18 protein-coding genes are annotated in these 14,972 nt (G+C 64.7%); 13 read left to right on the top strand and 5 right to left on the bottom strand.

Translation table 11 applies throughout. The features are described 5' to 3' along the window. Positions 1 to 106 precede the first annotated feature (106 nt). From RD110_RS23495 to RD110_RS23470, 7 genes are all read left to right on the top strand, one after another. Positions 107 to 583 carry a DUF2244 domain-containing protein gene (locus RD110_RS23495; RefSeq protein ID WP_076202480.1) on the top strand — a complete coding sequence of 159 codons (477 nt, stop codon included), beginning with the start codon at positions 107 to 109 and terminating at the stop codon, positions 581 to 583. A gap of 82 nt (positions 584 to 665) precedes the next feature. Then, positions 666 to 1,844 (top strand): cytochrome c oxidase subunit II, encoded by a 1,179-nt coding sequence (gene coxB / locus RD110_RS23490; protein ID WP_394329463.1) that lies wholly within the window; start codon positions 666 to 668, stop codon positions 1,842 to 1,844. Positions 1,845 to 1,888: 44 nt separating this feature from the next. Then, positions 1,889 to 3,511 (top strand): cytochrome c oxidase subunit I, encoded by a 1,623-nt coding sequence (gene ctaD / locus RD110_RS23485; RefSeq protein ID WP_076202477.1) that lies wholly within the window; start codon positions 1,889 to 1,891, stop codon positions 3,509 to 3,511. A 13-nt stretch (positions 3,512 to 3,524) separates the two neighbouring features. Continuing rightward, positions 3,525 to 3,635 carry a cytochrome oxidase small assembly protein gene (locus RD110_RS28710; protein ID WP_239467108.1) on the top strand — a complete coding sequence of 37 codons (111 nt, stop codon included), beginning with the start codon at positions 3,525 to 3,527 and terminating at the stop codon, positions 3,633 to 3,635. A 9-nt stretch (positions 3,636 to 3,644) separates the two neighbouring features. Next, entirely contained in the window at positions 3,645 to 4,265 is a 621-nt protein-coding gene (locus RD110_RS23480; protein WP_076202474.1) for a cytochrome c oxidase assembly protein, read from the top strand. Between the two features lie 10 nt (positions 4,266 to 4,275). After that, entirely contained in the window at positions 4,276 to 4,482 is a 207-nt protein-coding gene (locus RD110_RS23475) for a DUF2970 domain-containing protein (protein ID WP_076202472.1), read from the top strand. A gap of 71 nt (positions 4,483 to 4,553) precedes the next feature. Then, complete coding sequence (locus RD110_RS23470) at positions 4,554 to 5,435, top strand: cytochrome c oxidase subunit 3 (RefSeq protein ID WP_076202469.1); 882 nt, start codon at positions 4,554 to 4,556, stop codon at positions 5,433 to 5,435. A 55-nt stretch (positions 5,436 to 5,490) separates the two neighbouring features. Here RD110_RS23470 and RD110_RS23465 read toward each other — a convergent pair whose 3' ends face one another. Next, the gene (locus RD110_RS23465) at positions 5,491 to 5,724 is read right to left on the bottom strand and encodes a twin transmembrane helix small protein (RefSeq protein ID WP_204250001.1); all 234 of its coding nucleotides are present in this window, start codon (positions 5,722 to 5,724) and stop codon (positions 5,491 to 5,493) included. 42 nt (positions 5,725 to 5,766) lie between these two features. On the opposite strand from RD110_RS23465, the gene RD110_RS23460 reads away from it, so the two are divergent. From RD110_RS23460 to RD110_RS23440, 5 genes are read left to right on the top strand one after another with little or no spacing between them, the layout of a single operon-like run. Beyond that, positions 5,767 to 6,474, top strand: a complete 708-nt coding sequence (locus tag RD110_RS23460; RefSeq protein ID WP_076202464.1) for an SURF1 family protein — start codon at positions 5,767 to 5,769, stop codon at positions 6,472 to 6,474. After that, positions 6,422 to 7,153 (top strand): hypothetical protein, encoded by a 732-nt coding sequence (locus RD110_RS23455; protein WP_083686525.1) that lies wholly within the window; start codon positions 6,422 to 6,424, stop codon positions 7,151 to 7,153. Before RD110_RS23460 ends, RD110_RS23455 begins: the two co-directional genes overlap by 53 nt. After that, complete coding sequence (locus RD110_RS23450; protein WP_076202461.1) at positions 7,150 to 8,334, top strand: COX15/CtaA family protein; 1,185 nt, start codon at positions 7,150 to 7,152, stop codon at positions 8,332 to 8,334. The genes RD110_RS23455 and RD110_RS23450 overlap by 4 nt, the downstream gene beginning before the upstream one ends. After that, positions 8,331 to 9,266 (top strand): heme o synthase, encoded by a 936-nt coding sequence (gene cyoE / locus RD110_RS23445; protein ID WP_076202459.1) that lies wholly within the window; start codon positions 8,331 to 8,333, stop codon positions 9,264 to 9,266. The genes RD110_RS23450 and cyoE overlap by 4 nt, the downstream gene beginning before the upstream one ends. A gap of 16 nt (positions 9,267 to 9,282) precedes the next feature. Continuing rightward, on the top strand, positions 9,283 to 9,894 hold the full coding sequence (locus RD110_RS23440) for an SCO family protein (RefSeq protein ID WP_239467107.1): 612 nt from the start codon (positions 9,283 to 9,285) through the stop codon (positions 9,892 to 9,894). Between the two features lie 18 nt (positions 9,895 to 9,912). Here the strand turns inward: RD110_RS23440 and RD110_RS23435 are convergent, their stop codons facing one another. From RD110_RS23435 to RD110_RS23420, 4 genes are all read right to left on the bottom strand, one after another. After that, complete coding sequence (locus tag RD110_RS23435) at positions 9,913 to 10,902, bottom strand: Bug family tripartite tricarboxylate transporter substrate binding protein (protein ID WP_076202456.1); 990 nt, start codon at positions 10,900 to 10,902, stop codon at positions 9,913 to 9,915. A gap of 103 nt (positions 10,903 to 11,005) precedes the next feature. Then, positions 11,006 to 11,941 (bottom strand): RNA polymerase sigma factor RpoH, encoded by a 936-nt coding sequence (gene rpoH / locus RD110_RS23430; RefSeq protein WP_076202453.1) that lies wholly within the window; start codon positions 11,939 to 11,941, stop codon positions 11,006 to 11,008. Positions 11,942 to 12,072: 131 nt separating this feature from the next. Continuing rightward, positions 12,073 to 12,303, bottom strand: a complete 231-nt coding sequence (locus RD110_RS23425) for a hypothetical protein (protein ID WP_076202450.1) — start codon at positions 12,301 to 12,303, stop codon at positions 12,073 to 12,075. A 145-nt stretch (positions 12,304 to 12,448) separates the two neighbouring features. Then, a complete protein-coding gene (locus RD110_RS23420; protein ID WP_076202447.1) occupies positions 12,449 to 12,934 on the bottom strand; it encodes an Lrp/AsnC family transcriptional regulator in 486 nt (161 codons plus the stop codon). A 133-nt stretch (positions 12,935 to 13,067) separates the two neighbouring features. On the opposite strand from RD110_RS23420, the gene glmS reads away from it, so the two are divergent. Continuing rightward, positions 13,068 to 14,966 (top strand): glutamine--fructose-6-phosphate transaminase (isomerizing), encoded by a 1,899-nt coding sequence (glmS, locus tag RD110_RS23415; RefSeq protein WP_076202444.1) that lies wholly within the window; start codon positions 13,068 to 13,070, stop codon positions 14,964 to 14,966. Positions 14,967 to 14,972: the final 6 nt, after the last annotated feature.

Below are 14,972 nucleotides of genomic sequence, written 5' to 3'. Positions count from 1 at the left end.
AGTTGTAAATAGATTTTGGGTATCTCCCCACGCAGTCGGCGGATGAGTTCACACATAGGACCGAATACAGGTCCGGGCGATCCACCGAGTTTTGTGAGCGTCAACCGTGTCGAACCTGGTATTTCGTTTCGCCACTGTTTCGGGCCAGAACATCCACTGGTTCCTGAAGCGCAACTGCTCGGTGACACCGGCGCAGCTGGGCTGGCTGTACGCCTCGATCTGCGTGGTGTCGCTCGGCATCGGGACGTTCTTCTGGGTGCAGGGCGCCAGGCTGATCATGCCGTTCGCCTGGCTGGAACTGGCGGTGGTGGGGCTGGCCTTCATGGTCTATGCGCGCCATGCCACGGACGGGGAAAAGATTTCGCTGCAGGACGGCCAACTGGTGGTCGAGCTGGAAAACGCCGGCCGGCTCGAGCGGGCAGAGTTCCAGCGCGAATGGGTACGCATCGAACCCAAGGCCGGCGACCACTCGTTGATCGAGGTGTCGGGGCGGGGGCGGTCGGTGGAGGTGGGGCGCTATGTCAGGCCGGAACTGCGGCCGGCACTGGCCCGGGAGATCCGCATGGCCCTGCGCGGTGCGTGATGCGCGCGGGCCGGGGGGCGAGCGGATGGGGCAGACAAATGGGTTCGATCGAGCTGTTGAATAAATGAACACGATGAAGATGATGCATAAAAAGTTCAAGTTCGCTTCACTGATCTCCGCGCTGGGCGTGGCGGGCGGTGCCTGGTTCAGCACGGCGGCCCACGCCGTGAGCGATCTGCCGGGCGGGCCCGCCGTGCGTCAGCTCAATCTTGGCCCTGCCGTGACCAAGATCGCCGAGGAGCAGCAATGGCTGCACTGGTTCATGCTCATCGTCTGCACCGTGATCTTCATCGCGGTCTTCGGCGTGATGTTCTATTCCATCTGGAAGCACCGCAAGTCCAAGGGCTACAAGGCGGCCAACTTCCACGAGTCGGTGGTGGTCGAAATCATCTGGACCATCGTCCCCTTTGTCATCGTGATCCTGATGGCCCTGCCGGCCACCAAGGTGGTGGTGGCCCTGAAGGACACCACCAACGCCGACCTGACCATCAAGGCCACCGGCATGCAATGGAAGTGGGGCTACGACTACCTCAAGGGCGAAGGCGAGGGCATCGGCTTCGTGTCCACGCTCGATGCCTCGCAACGCGCCATGTCCAACAGCGGCGACGTGAGCAAGGCCGCCGACGACTATTTGCTGAAGGTCGACAACGCTTTGGTGGTGCCCGTGAACAAGAAGGTGCGCATCATCACCACGGCCAACGACGTGATCCACGCCTTCATGGTGCCGGCCTTCGGCATCAAGCAGGACGCGATCCCCGGCTTCGTGCGCGACACCTGGTTCCGCGCCGAGAAGATCGGCAGCTACTACGGCCAGTGCGCCGAGCTGTGCGGCAAGGAGCATGCGTACATGCCGATCCACGTGAAGGTGGTGTCCGCCGAGGACTACACGAAGTGGGTCGACGTCGAGAAGAAGAAGGCGGCCGCCAAGCTCGACGACCCGAACAAGGTCTGGACGCTCGACGACATCCTCAAGCGCGGCGAGAAGGTCTATGCGGCCAACTGCGCGGCCTGCCACCAGGCCAACGGCAAGGGCGCCGGCCCGATCAAGCCGCTGGACGGTGCGGCCGTGGTGCTCGACGCCGACCACAACAAACAGATCCATGTGCTGCTGAACGGCCAGAACAATGGTGCGATGCCGTCGTGGAAACAACTGAGCGACACCGACATCGCCTCCGTCATCACCTATACCAAAAACAACTGGTCGAACAAGACAGGCCAATTGGTGCAGCCGGCTGAAGTGCTGGCCCAGCGTGGCAAGTAAGCCCGCAGCGCGACACCACGGCAAAGACTAGACAAGGAATCCAGATGAGTGCAGTTCTCCCCCACGGCCACGACGACCACGCCCATGACGACCACCACCACGCGCCCACGGGCTGGCGCCGCTGGGTGTTCGCCACCAACCACAAGGACATCGGCACGCTGTATCTGCTGTTCAGCTTCACCATGCTGATGGTGGGCGGCGTGCTGGCACTGCTGATCCGCGCAGAGTTGTTCCAGCCCGGACTGCAACTGGTCAATCCCGAGCTGTTCAACCAGCTCACCACCATGCACGGGCTGATCATGGTGTTCGGCGCGATCATGCCGGCCTTCGTGGGCTTCGCCAACTGGATGATCCCGCTGCAGATCGGCGCCTCCGACATGGCCTTCGCGCGCATGAACAACTTCAGCTTCTGGTTGATGATTCCCGCCGCCGTGACCCTGGTGAGTTCGTTCTTCATGCCCGGCGGCGCGCCCGCGGCCGGCTGGACGCTGTACGCGCCGCTCACGCTGCAGATGGGCCCGTCGATGGACGCCGGCATCTTCGCCATGCACATCCTGGGCGCCTCGTCCATCATGGGTTCGATCAACATCATCGTCACCATCCTCAACATGCGCGCCCCCGGCATGACGCTGATGAAGATGCCGATGTTCTGCTGGACCTGGCTCATCACCGCCTACCTGCTGATTGCCGTGATGCCCGTGCTGGCCGGTGCCATCACCATGACGCTGACCGACCGCCACTTCGGCACCAGCTTCTTCAACCCCGCCGGCGGCGGCGACCCGGTGATGTACCAGCACATCTTCTGGTTCTTTGGCCATCCCGAGGTCTACATCATGATCCTGCCGGCCTTCGGCATCATCAGCCAGATCGTGCCGGCCTTCGCGCGCAAGAAGCTGTTCGGCTACGCCTCCATGGTCTATGCCACCTCGTCGATCGCGATCCTTTCGTTCATCGTCTGGGCGCATCACATGTTCACCACCGGCATGCCGGTGACGGGCCAGCTGTTCTTCATGTACGCCACGATGCTGATCGCCGTGCCCACCGCCGTGAAGATATTCAACTGGATCGCCACCATGTGGCAGGGCTCGATGACCTTCGAGACGCCGATGCTGTTTGCCGTCGGCTTCATCTTCGTGTTCACCATGGGCGGCTTCACCGGCCTGATCCTGGCCGTGGCACCGATCGACATCCAGCTGCAGGACACCTACTACGTCGTGGCCCACTTCCACTATGTGCTGGTGGCCGGCTCGCTGTATGCCATGTTCGCCGGCTTCTACTACTGGAGCCCGAAGTGGACCGGCGTGATGTACAACGAAGCGCGCGGCAAGATCCACTTCTGGTGGTCGCTGATCGCGTTCAACGTGACCTTCTTCCCGATGCACTTCCTGGGCCTGGCCGGTATGCCGCGCCGTTACGCCGACTACCCGATGCAGTTCGCCGACTTCAATGCGATCGCATCCGTAGGTGCTTTTGCCTTCGGCCTGGCGCAGGTGTATTTCTTCTTCTTCATCGTCCTGCCCTGCATGCTCGGCAAGGGCGAGAAGGCGCCGCAAAAGCCATGGGAAGCCGCCGAAGGACTGGAATGGGAAGTGCCGTCCCCTGCACCGTTCCACACCTTCGAGAATCCGCCCAAGCTCGACGCCACCGCGACCCGCGTGATCGGCTGAAGGCACTTCACCCATGACGCCCGAACAGAAAAAGAACAACCGCCGCACCGGCCTGATCCTGGCGTCCGTGGCCCTGGCCTTCTTTGTCGGCTTCATGGTCAAGATGATCCTGCTGAGCCGCTAGGCCACCGTCATGAACATCCGCACCGAAAACGCCAAGATGGTCGGCAAGCTCGCCGTGGTGGCGGCCGGCATGTTCGCGTTCGGCTACGCGCTGGTGCCGATCTACAACGCCATCTGCGAGATGACCGGCATCAACATCCTGGCCTTGGCCGAGCGCGAAGTACCCGGTGTCGGCAACGCGGGCAAGAACGTGAAGTTGCCCACCAACACCCAGGTCGACATGAGCCGCACGATCACGGTGGAGTTCGATGCGAATTCACGCGGTCCGTGGGAGTTCAAGCCGGAGAAGCGCTCGGTGCAAGTGCATCCGGGCGAGCTAACGACGGTGATGTACGAATTCCAGAACACGCAGAACCGGCGCATGGCGGCCCAGGCGATTCCGAGCTACGCGCCGCGCCAGGCCCAGGCGCATTTCAACAAGCTCGAATGCTTCTGCTTCAACCAGTACACGCTTGATCCCGGCGAAAAGAAGCAGTGGCCGGTGGCCTTCGTGATCGACCCAAAGCTGTCGAAGGACGTGACCACGATCACGTTGTCCTACACCTTCTTCGAAGTCGGGGGCAAGACGCCGCCGGCGCCGGAATCCACCGCGGACGCGAGCAAGATGGTCGCGCCCGCCAAGGGTTCCTGAGGTTCATGCGATGAGCGAGCCGGCCGAAGGCAAAGGATCGTTGTGGTCGACCATCAAGGCGGTCGGCTGGGGGCTGGTGGGGATTCGCAAGCGCAGCGGTTTCGAGAGCGATCTGGTGAAGATCAATCCGCTGCACCTGATCGTGGTCGGTCTGGTGACGGTGCTGGTGATCGTGGTGGGTTTGATCGTGCTGGTCAATTGGGTGGTGGCGAAGTAGCCTGTTCCCGGGTGATGGGTCGGGTCTGCGAAAAGATGAGAAAAGACTTCAGAAGAGAATGAGGAGCTGAAATGAGTTCAACTGCACACGGCGCAACGCCCTATTATTTTGTGCCAGGTCCATCGCGCCATCCGGCGATGGCGGCGCTCGGCCTGTTCTTCGTGATCCTCGGCGCGGCCCAGTGGATCAACGGTGCCGACTGGGGCAAATGGTCTCTGGCCTTCGGCATGCTGTTCTGGTGGGGCGTTTTGTTCCAGTGGTTCCGCGACGCGATCGGCGAAAGCGAAGGCGGGCTGTACGGCCACAAGATCGACCTGTCGTTCCGCTGGAGCATGAGTTGGTTCATCTTCTCGGAAGTGATGTTCTTCGGCGCATTCTTCACCGCGCTGTGGTGGGCCCGTTCCCATTCGGTGCCGGCGCTGGGCAGCCTCGACAACGCGCTGCTCTGGCCTGACTTCAAGGCTGTCTGGCCCAGCCTGGCCGCCGGCGTGACCGCGTCGCCGGCCGGCACCATCGAGCCGTTCACCACCATGACGCCGTTCTGGCTGCCGACCATCAACACCGCGCTGCTGCTGAGTTCGGGCGTGACCTTGACGATTGCGCACCATGCGCTGATCGCCGGCCAGCGCAGCAAGACCATCCTGTTCATGTGGGCCACGGTGATCCTGGGCTTCGTGTTCCTGTGTGTGCAGGGCTACGAATACTTCCACGCGTACAGCGAGTTGAACCTGAAGCTGAGCTCTGGCGTCTACGGCTCCACGTTTTTCCTGCTGACCGGCTTCCACGGCTTTCACGTGTTCGTCGGCATGTTGATGCTGCTGTTCATCACGCTGCGGCTGATGAAGGGCCACTTCACGCCGGAAAAACACTTCGGCTTCGAAGGTGCGGCCTGGTACTGGCACTTCGTCGACGTGGTCTGGCTCGGCCTGTACGTCGTGGTCTACTGGATGTGATCCGCGGTGACTGACCCCCGAAAAAGCGCCGCTTCGGCGCTTTTTTGTTGGCCGCCTACTTGCCCGTCGGTATGCCGGTCGGATGCAGATAGCCGAGTTTCCAGCCCACCAGGATGCAAATGAACAGCAACACCGAAAAGCCGATGCGAAACGCCAGCGCCCGCGCCATGCGGCCGGCCTTCGGGCGGGACTGCGCATCGTCGTCCTGTCCACCCCTGAGCATGAAATACAGGGCCGCGGCCAGGCTGAGGAAGATGGCGGCGAATGCGGCGGCGGCGAGGTACAACATGGGCTGCATTATCCCGTGAGCGCGCGAACGCGGTTCTGGCTGATGACAGTGGCGGCCCTGCTGGGCCTGGCCGCGACCGTTTCGCTCGGCCGCTGGCAACTGTCGCGCGCCGCGCAGAAGGAAGCCCTGCAGGCCGCCATCGACGCGCAGAACCGCCTTCCCGCCATCGACCTGTCCCGCGCCCTGCCCGGTGCGCCGGAACTCGTCGCCCTGGAACACCGTCAGGCCGTGGCACGCGGCCGCTGGCTGCCGCGCTACACGGTGTTCCTGGACAACCGGCAGATGCATGGTCAACCCGGCTTCGATGTGCTGACGCCGCTGCAACTTCCCGGCGGCGGCGCAGTCCTACTCGTGCAACGCGGCTGGGTGCCACGCAATTTCGTCGACCGCACGGCGCTGCCGACGATCGACAGCCCGGCGGGAGAGGTCGAGGTGCGCGGCCGGATGGCCCCGCCGCCCGGCAAGCTTTATGAGTTCGGGGGCGGGCAGGGTGGCGCCATCCGGCAAAATCTCGACATGGCGGCATTTGCGGCGGAGACCGGCTTGCCGCTGCTGCCGGTATCGCTGCTGCAGACCGGCGCCGACGAAACGGGTGGGCCGTTGCAGCGGGACTGGCCTGCGGCCAACCTCGGGGTCGAGAAGCACTACGGCTATGCGTTCCAGTGGTTCGGGCTGGCCACCCTCATCGTTTTTCTTTATGTCTGGTTCCAAATTGTCCGACGCTACTTTCTCCCGCGCAGGCGCCAGTGATCTGCCATCCGGCGACCAGCCGCTGGGGCTGACCGTGCATACCATGCCCACTCCGCAGGAGGTGATCGACGGCCATCCGCGCCGCCGCATTTCCGGCCGCTGGAAGATGCTGGCCGTGATGCTGGTGTGCGCCGCGCCGGTCATCGCCTCCTACCTCACGTTCTACGTGATCCGCCCCGAAGGCCGCAGCGTGTTCGGCGAACTGATCCAGCCGCCACGCCCCGTGCCCGACCAGGTGGTCATGGGCATGGACGGCAAGCCGCAGAACCTGCAGGCGCTCAAGGGCCAGTGGCTGCTGATCAGCACGGCCGGCGGCGCCTGTGACGCGGCGTGCGAAAAGCACCTGTACCTGCAGCGCCAGATCCGCGAAAGCCTGGGCCGCGAGAAAGACCGGCTCGACTGGGTCTGGCTGGTGAGCGACGCCGAGCCGGTGCGCGAAGCCCTGCTGCCCGCGGTGAAGGGGGCCACGGTGCTGCGTGTCGGTGAACTGCAGATCGCCCAGTGGCTGTCGCCCGCGGTCGGCCACCTGCTGCCCGACCACCTGTACGTGGTCGACCCGATGGGCAACTGGATGCTGCGCTTCCCGGCACAACTCGACATGGCTGGCGCCGCAAAGGCCAAGCGCGACATCGACCGCCTCTTGCGCGCCTCCGCGGCCTGGGACGAGCCAGGAAGATGAGCAGCCAGGACCTTTACGACCTGTCGCCGATCGCACGCATCATGCTGATGGGCGTGGTGGTGGCGCTCGGTCCGCTGGGCTGGGTGTGGGTGCGCAACCAGCGGGCGTCCACCACGCGCCGGTTGCAGGCCCTGACCGTGCTCACGCTGTTCCTGACCTTCGACCTGGTGCTGTTCGGCGCCTTCACGCGGCTCACCGATTCCGGCCTGGGCTGCCCCGACTGGCCCGGCTGCTACGGCAACGCGAGCCCGGTCGGCGCGCATGCCGACATCGCCGCGGCGCAGTCGGCCATGCCCACCGGTCCGGTCACGCACGGCAAGGCCTGGATCGAGATGGTGCACCGCTACCTGGCCACGGGCGTCGGCGTGTTGATCCTCACGCTCGCCGTGGTGAGCTGGGTCGAATACCGGCGCAACCGTGGCTCGGCGCGCAGCGCGGTCAGCCCATGGTGGCCGACCTTCACGCTGCTGTGGGTGTGCCTGCAGGGCGCGTTCGGCGCGCTCACCGTGACCATGAAGCTGTTCCCGGTCATCGTCACCCTGCACCTGCTCGGCGGCCTGGCGCTGCTGGCCTTGTTGTGCGTGCAGTCGCTGCGCTACGCCCAGGCCGATGGCCGGCAGCGGCCCGAGGCCGTGGCGCCGGCGCTGCGCGGCCTGCTGCTGGCGACCTTCGCGCTGCTCGTGGTGCAGATCGCGCTGGGTGGCTGGGTCAGCACCAATTACGCGGTGCTGGCCTGCAGCACGTTCCCGATGTGCCAGGGCAGCTGGTGGCCCGACATGAACTTCACCCAGGGCTTCGAGTTCTGGCGCGCGCTCGGCCGGCTGCAGGATGGCAGCCACATCAGCTTCGCCGCGCTGACGGCGATCCACTACGTGCACCGGCTGATGGCCTACGTGGTGCTGGCGGCGATGCTGGTGCTGGCCTGGCGCCTGCGGGCGGGCAAGGTGCTGCCCGGCCCGGCGCGCTGGCTGCTCATCCTGGCCGCGTGGCAGTTCGCCACCGGCCTGAGCAACGTGGTGCTCGACTGGCCGCTGGTGGCTGCGGTGTCGCATACCGGCGGCGCCGCGGCGCTGGTGGTGGTGTTCACCTGGGCGGTGTGCACCAGCCGCGCTATTCCCCTGCCTGCGGCCTCGGCCGACGCCGCCGCTTCCCGAATGAATGTTCCGAGACCTCTTGCATGAGTGCCGTTGATCCCGTTTCCCCTGTCCCTCCCGCGGCCCCGGGTGCGCCCACGCTGCGCGCGCCTTCGCGCATCCGCCAGTTCTATTCGCTGACCAAGCCGCGCGTGGTGCAGCTCATCGTGTTCTGCGCGCTGATCGGCATGGTGCTGGCCGTGCCGGGCCTGCCTTCGCTGGCCGAACTGCAGCTCGGCCTGATCGCCTGCGCCGGCATCTGGCTCGTGGCGGGCGCGGCCGCGGCCTTCAACTGCATCGTCGAGCAGGGCATCGACGCCAAGATGAAACGCACGGCCTGGCGGCCCACGGCCAAGCACGAACTGCAGGACTGGCAGACGCTGCTGTTCTCGGCCGTGTTGTGCGCGGCCGGCTCGAGCATCCTGTACTTCCTGGTCAACCCGCTGACCATGTGGCTCACCTTCGCCACCTTCGTCGGTTATGCCATCGTCTACACGGTGATCCTGAAGCCGCTCACGCCGCAGAACATCGTGATCGGCGGTGCGTCCGGCGCCATGCCGCCCGTGCTGGGCTGGGCCGCGATGACCGGCGAGGTCGGCCCCGAGGCGCTGATCCTGTTCCTCATCATCTTCCTGTGGACGCCGCCGCATTTCTGGGCGCTGGCGCTGTACCGCGTGGAGGACTACCGCAAGTCCGGCCTGCCGATGCTGCCGGTGACGCACGGCAACGAGTTCACGCGGCTGCAGATCCTGCTCTACACGCTGATCCTGTTCGCCGCCTGCCTGATGCCGTTCATCTACGGCATGAGTTCCTGGCTGTACCTGGTGGTTGCGATCGCGCTCTCCATCGGCTTCTGCGGCTATGCCGTGGCGCTGTGGCGCAACTATTCGGACGCGCTGGCGCGCAAGACCTTCCGTTTTTCCCTGATCCACCTGAGTGTGCTGTTCGCGGCCCTGCTCGTCGACCACTATGTCCTCTGATCCGATGCGTGCTGCCATGAACAAACGAGATGCTATCAAAAAAATAGCTGCCTGCGCCGTTGTGGTGGGCGTGGCAGGCCTTTTGGGTGCTTGCTCCGAAACCAAGCCGAACTTCAATGCCATCGACCTGACCGGCGCCGACTATGCGCGCGATTTCCAGCTCACCGACCACACCGGCCAGCCGCGCAGCCTGAAGGACTTCAAGGGCAAGATGGTGGTGGTGTTCTTCGGCTACACCCAGTGCCCCGACGTCTGCCCGACGTCCATGGCCGAACTCGCCGAGGTCAAGGCTTCGCTCGGCGCCGATGCCGGCAAGCTGCAGGGCGTCTTCATCACCGTCGACCCGGAGCGCGATACGCCGGAGGTGCTCAAAGCCTACATGGGCAACTTCGACCCGAGCTTCATCGCCTTGCGGCCGACGCCCGAGCAGCTCGTGGCCGTGGCGAAGGACTTCAAGATCTACTACAAGAAGGTCGACGGCAAGACACCCACCAGCTACAGCATGGACCACTCGGCCGGCAGCTACGTCTACGACACGCAGGGCCGGCTGCGGCTGTACGCGCGTTACGGCAGCGGCGCGCAGGCCCTGTCGTCGGACCTGAAGCAGTTGCTCAAGCAATCCAGCTGAAGGTCCAGCCGGGGCCTTTTACTCCGCCTTGATGCCGCGCGAGCGGATCAACGCACCCATCTCGGCCGTGTCGGCCTTGATGCGGTTGGCCAGGCCCTCGGCGGAGGAGCCAACCACCACCCAGCCCTGGTTGAACAGCTTCTCGCGCATTTCCGGCGTGCGCACGATATCGCTCACCATCGCCGAGAGCCTGTGCACGATGGCCGGCGGCATCGAGGCCGGCGCCGCGACACCGTTCCAGATCTCCAGCCCGAAACCGCGGATGCCGACTTCGGCCAGGCTCGGCACCTCGGGCATGAGCGTGCTGCGGCCGTACGACGTGACGCCGATCGCCTTGAGCTTGCCGGCCTTGATCTGCTGCGCGGCCAGTGCCGGCGGCAGCAGCGCCAGTTCGATCTGGCCGCCGAGCATGCTGTTGAACACCTGGGCGTAGCCGGGGAAGGGGATGTGCACCGGCTTGATGCCGCTCTTGTCCTTGAGCAACTCCATGCCCAGATGGCCGACGGTGCCCACGCCGGGCGTGCCGTAGCTCCACCGGTCGCCGGCCGCGCGTGCCGCGTCGAAGAAGCTCCGGGCGTTGCCGGTGCCGCCCACGGCCACGGGCGCCGCCAGCACCAGCGGCGCGGTGCCGATCAGGCTCACCGGCGCCAGGTCCTTGAGCGGGTCGTAGGCGATGTTGGGATTCAGCAGCCTGGCGATCGTCATGTTGCCGTTGATCATCAGGCCGATGGTGTGCTGGTCGGTAGCCTTGGCCACGATGTCCGCACCGATGTTGCCGCCCGCGCCGACCTTGTTGTCCACGATCACCGGCTGGCCGAGCAACCTGGCCAGCGGCTCGGCGATGGCGCGCGCCGTGAGGTCGGGCGACGAGCCCGCCGGGAAGCCGACGATGATCTTCAACGGCTTGATCGGCCAGGCGGCGGGTGCGGTCTGGGCGACGGACCAGTTGGCGATGGCGGACAGGCCCAGCGCCAGGGCCGTGCGGCGGGAAAATGTTGGAGCGAACATGGGCGGCGGGCGAAACGGTTGAACAACGGTTGAAAGCAGGCGGCCATGAAAAAACGCCAGCGCTGGAGGGCGCTGGCGTTCGAGGGGCGACGAAGCCGGTGCGTCAGGCGTAGTATGCCAGCGCCTTTTTCATCTTCTTCATCGCGGCCGATTCGATCTGGCGGATACGTTCGGCGCTCACGCCGTAGTCGGCCGCCAACTCGTGCAGCGTCATGCCGCCGGAGCCGTCGTCGTTCACCTTGAGCCAGCGCTCTTCCACGATGCGGCGGCTGCGGTCGTCGAGTTCGCTCAACGCATTGGTGATGCCGTCGCTGGCCAGCGTGTCGCGTTGGCGCGCTTCGAGCAAGGCGGTCGGCTCCTGGTGCGTGTCGGCCAGGTAGGCGATCGGGCCGAAGCTGTCTTCGCCGTCGTCGCCCGGACCGGGATCGAGCATCACGTCGCCACCCGACAGGCGGGTTTCCATCTCGATCACGTCGGAACGCTTCACGTTGAGCTGGCTGGCCATCGACTCGATCTCGCCTTCGCTCAGCGTGTCGCGGTGCGTGACTTCATTCGCGGTATCGGCCTTGAAACCCTGCTTCATGGACCGCAGATTGAAGAACAGCTTGCGCTGTGCCTTGGTGGTCGCCACCTTGACCATGCGCCAGTTCTTCAGGATGTACTCGTGAATCTCGGCCTTGATCCAGTGCAGCGCGTAGCTCACCAGGCGCACGCCCTGGTCGGGGTCGAAACGCTTGACGGCCTTCATCAGGCCGACGTTGCCTTCCTGGATGAGGTCGCCATGCGGCAGGCCGTAGCCGAGGTATTGGCGGGCGACGGAGACGACCAGGCGCAGGTGGGACAGCACCAGCTTACCGGCGGCATCGACGTCGTTGTTGTCCTTGAGCTGGCGCGCGTACTGCTGTTCCTGCTCGAGCGTGAGCATGGGCATGCGGTTGACTGCCGAAATATAGGCGTCCAGGTTGCCCAGGGACGGCACCAGCGTCCATGGATTGCCGGCAGACAGTGCGGGGGCCATGGTTCCAGTTTGAATGTTCATACCAGATTCCTTTTCTCTAAGGCTAAATGTTAGCACTCGATTGGATAGAGTGCTAAGGCCGAAGTTCCCATTCTGACTATGGCCGCGATAGCTTTACCCTACGTTGACGAGACGCAAGCCCGGGCCCGCTGTCAACCCACGACCGCGGGGTAGGCGGCCAGGCCAGGCTGTTGGGCAGCGTTATGACCCGCGCCGTCGTGGCCCCACCAATCCTTGAATTCCGTGAACGTGACCTTGCAACCCGTGCAACGGTATTGCCCCGTCGGCCGCAGCGCGCCGGTCGCATCGCGGCCGATCACGGGCTGGTAACTGGTGGTCCCGCATCGACCGCACTTGTAGATGGTTTTATAGGTCGTCATCATGCCCACACTGTAAGGGCATCCATGCTTTGGCACGTAGGACAGGGGTGTAAGCGCCTGTAAGCAGAAGGGAATAGGCGATGAAAATACTACTGAATTGGCGTCAAACGCAGAATCTGTCTGCGCATTCAGCTATCAAAATAGAAGCTTAGGCTTGCAGAGGAATGCCTGGTTCGAATTTCGACCGCTTCAGGCTGAAGAAGGCCTTCACGTTGCGCACGTTGGCGTCGCTGGTGAACAGCCGCTGCGCCAGCGCCAGGTAGTCGGGCATGTCCCGTGCGAACACCACCAGGCAGAAATCCGGCCCCGGCGATACGCGGTAGCACTGCTGCACCGCCTGGTCGGCAGCCACACGCGCCTCGAAGGCTTCCAGCAGGTCCGCGCCCTGCCGGTCCAGCGTGATCTCGACGATCGCCGTGAGGCCGTAGCCCAGCGTCGGCGCCAGTTTCTCGGTGTTCAGGATGGCGACCTGCCGCTCGATGAACCCGGCCTCCATCAGCCGCTTGATGCGCCGAAGGCATGTCGGCGGCGAAATGTGCACGCGTTCGGCCAGCGCCTGGTTGCTGAGCGAGGCATCGCGCTGGAGCTGATCTAGCAAGCGGAGATCGGTGGCGTCGACGTCGATTGATTCCATTGAATGATTTTATTTGAAATTAAATTTCCCATTAATTTTTCAACGAAATCAGATTTCATAAAGCGTGAAAAATTGACGGCCGTGCAAAGGCCATCCACCTTACGATGCGGCCTCAATCTACCTGGAGCTTCTTATGTGCGGCATCGTCGGCGCGGTATCCACCCGAAACATCGTTCCCATCCTCGTGCAGGGCCTGCAGCGGCTCGAATACCGCGGCTACGACTCCTGTGGCGTGGCGGTGCATGAAGGCGGCGGCCTGCAGCGCGCCCGCAGCACTTCGCGGGTCGCCGAACTCATGAGCCAGGTGGCCGAGGACCACATCGAAGGCGGCACCGGCATCGCCCACACCCGCTGGGCCACCCACGGCGCGCCGGCCGTGCACAACGCGCATCCCCATTTCAGCCACGGCACCGGTGCCGACGCCGACACCCGGCCCGGGCGCGTGGCCCTGGTGCACAACGGCATCATCGAGAACCACGACGAACTGCGCGCTGCGCTGCAGGCCAAGGGTTATGTGTTCCACAGCCAGACCGACACCGAAGTCATCGCCCACCTGGTCGACAGCGTCTACGACGGCGACCTGTTCGAAGCCGTCAAGGCCACCGTGCGGCAACTGCGCGGCGGCTATGCCATCGCCGTGTTCTGCAAGGACGAGCCGCACCGCGTGGTCGGCGCACGCGCGGGCTCGCCGCTGATCCTGGGCGTGGGCCAGGAGGGTGCGGGCGGCGCCAGCGGCGGGGAGAACTTCCTGGCCAGCGACGCCATGGCCCTGGCCGGCGTGACCGACCAGATCGTCTACCTGGAGGAAGGCGATGTCGTCGACGTGCAGCTCGGCAAGTACTGGATCGTCGACAAGGCGCACAAGCCCGTCACCCGCGCGGTGCGCACCGTGCGCGCGCACAGCGGCGCCGCGGAGCTCGGCCCGTACCGCCACTACATGCAGAAGGAGATCTTCGAGCAGCCGCGCGCCATCGCCGACACGCTCGAAGGCGTCATCGGCATCGTGCCCGAGCTCTTCGACGGCCAGCCGCGCGAGGACGGCACGCACGTGGCCGCCTGGCGTGTGTTCAAGGAAATCGACTCGGTGTTGATCCTGGCCTGCGGCACCAGCTATTACAGCGGCTGCGCGGCCAAGTACTGGCTGGAAAGCATCGCCAAGATTCCGACCCAGGTCGAGATCGCCAGCGAATACCGCTACCGCGATTCGGTGCCGAACCCCCGGACGCTGGTGGTGACCATCACCCAGTCCGGTGAAACCGCCGACACCCTGGCCGCACTGCGCCACGCCCAGAGCCAAGGCATGACGCATACGCTCACGGTCTGCAACGTGGCCACCTCGGCCATGGTGCGCGAATGCGAACTGGCCTACATCACGCGCGCCGGCGTGGAGATCGGCGTGGCTTCCACCAAGGCCTTCACCACGCAGCTCGCCGGCCTGTTCCTGCTGACGCTGGCGCTCGCGCAAAGCAAGGGGCGCCTCTCGGAAGCGGAAGAGGCGCGCCACCTCAAGGCCATGCGCCACCTGCCCGCCGCGCTGCAGGCCGTGCTTGCGCTCGAGCCGCAGATCATCAGCTGGGCCGAAGACTTCGCCAGCAAGGAAAACGCCCTGTTCCTCGGCCGCGGCCTGCACTATCCGATCGCCCTGGAAGGCGCGCTCAAGCTCAAGGAAATCACCTACATCCATGCCGAGGCCTACGCCGCAGGCGAGCTCAAGCACGGCCCGCTGGCCCTGGTGACCAGCGACATGCCCGTGGTCACCGTGGCGCCGAACGACGCCCTGCTCGAAAAGCTCAAGAGCAACATGCAGGAAGTCCGCGCGCGCGGCGGTGTGCTCTACGTGCTGGCCGACGCCGACACCCACATCCAGAGCGAAGAAGGCCTGAACGTGATCCGCATGCCCGAACACTACGGCGAGCTTTCCCCGTTGCTGCACGTCGTGCCGCTGCAGTTGCTGGCCTACCACACGGCCTGCGCACGCGGAACGGATGTGGACAAGCCGCGCAATCTGGCGAAGAGCGTGACGGTGGAGTGAGCCTGG

Origin of the sequence: Rhodoferax koreense (assembly GCF_001955695.1) — a bacterium.
GTDB classification, from domain to species: domain Bacteria; phylum Pseudomonadota; class Gammaproteobacteria; order Burkholderiales; family Burkholderiaceae_C; genus Rhodoferax_B; species Rhodoferax_B koreensis.
The sequence above is the reverse complement of the archived record's forward strand: the minus strand, read 5'-3'. Positions and strand labels throughout refer to the sequence as shown.

Excerpts from the sequence above, each read along its gene's own strand:
- coxB (WP_394329463.1), top strand. The coding sequence starts at position 666 with ATGCATAAAAAGTTCAAGTTCGCTTCACTGATCTCCGCGCTGGGCGTG.
- ctaD (WP_076202477.1), top strand. The coding sequence starts at position 1,889 with ATGAGTGCAGTTCTCCCCCACGGCCACGACGACCACGCCCATGACGAC.
- RD110_RS28710 (WP_239467108.1), top strand. The coding sequence starts at position 3,525 with ATGACGCCCGAACAGAAAAAGAACAACCGCCGCACCGGCCTGATCCTG.
- RD110_RS23480 (WP_076202474.1), top strand. The coding sequence starts at position 3,645 with ATGAACATCCGCACCGAAAACGCCAAGATGGTCGGCAAGCTCGCCGTG.
- RD110_RS23475 (WP_076202472.1), top strand. The coding sequence starts at position 4,276 with ATGAGCGAGCCGGCCGAAGGCAAAGGATCGTTGTGGTCGACCATCAAG.
- RD110_RS23470 (WP_076202469.1), top strand. The coding sequence starts at position 4,554 with ATGAGTTCAACTGCACACGGCGCAACGCCCTATTATTTTGTGCCAGGT.
- RD110_RS23465 (WP_204250001.1), bottom strand. The coding sequence starts at position 5,724 with ATGTTGTACCTCGCCGCCGCCGCATTCGCCGCCATCTTCCTCAGCCTG.
- RD110_RS23460 (WP_076202464.1), top strand. The coding sequence starts at position 5,767 with ATGACAGTGGCGGCCCTGCTGGGCCTGGCCGCGACCGTTTCGCTCGGC.
- RD110_RS23455 (WP_083686525.1), top strand. The coding sequence starts at position 6,422 with ATGTCTGGTTCCAAATTGTCCGACGCTACTTTCTCCCGCGCAGGCGCC.
- RD110_RS23450 (WP_076202461.1), top strand. The coding sequence starts at position 7,150 with ATGAGCAGCCAGGACCTTTACGACCTGTCGCCGATCGCACGCATCATG.
- cyoE (WP_076202459.1), top strand. The coding sequence starts at position 8,331 with ATGAGTGCCGTTGATCCCGTTTCCCCTGTCCCTCCCGCGGCCCCGGGT.
- RD110_RS23440 (WP_239467107.1), top strand. The coding sequence starts at position 9,283 with ATGAACAAACGAGATGCTATCAAAAAAATAGCTGCCTGCGCCGTTGTG.
- RD110_RS23435 (WP_076202456.1), bottom strand. The coding sequence starts at position 10,902 with ATGTTCGCTCCAACATTTTCCCGCCGCACGGCCCTGGCGCTGGGCCTG.
- rpoH (WP_076202453.1), bottom strand. The coding sequence starts at position 11,941 with ATGAACATTCAAACTGGAACCATGGCCCCCGCACTGTCTGCCGGCAAT.
- RD110_RS23425 (WP_076202450.1), bottom strand. The coding sequence starts at position 12,303 with ATGATGACGACCTATAAAACCATCTACAAGTGCGGTCGATGCGGGACC.
- RD110_RS23420 (WP_076202447.1), bottom strand. The coding sequence starts at position 12,934 with ATGGAATCAATCGACGTCGACGCCACCGATCTCCGCTTGCTAGATCAG.
- glmS (WP_076202444.1), top strand. The coding sequence starts at position 13,068 with ATGTGCGGCATCGTCGGCGCGGTATCCACCCGAAACATCGTTCCCATC.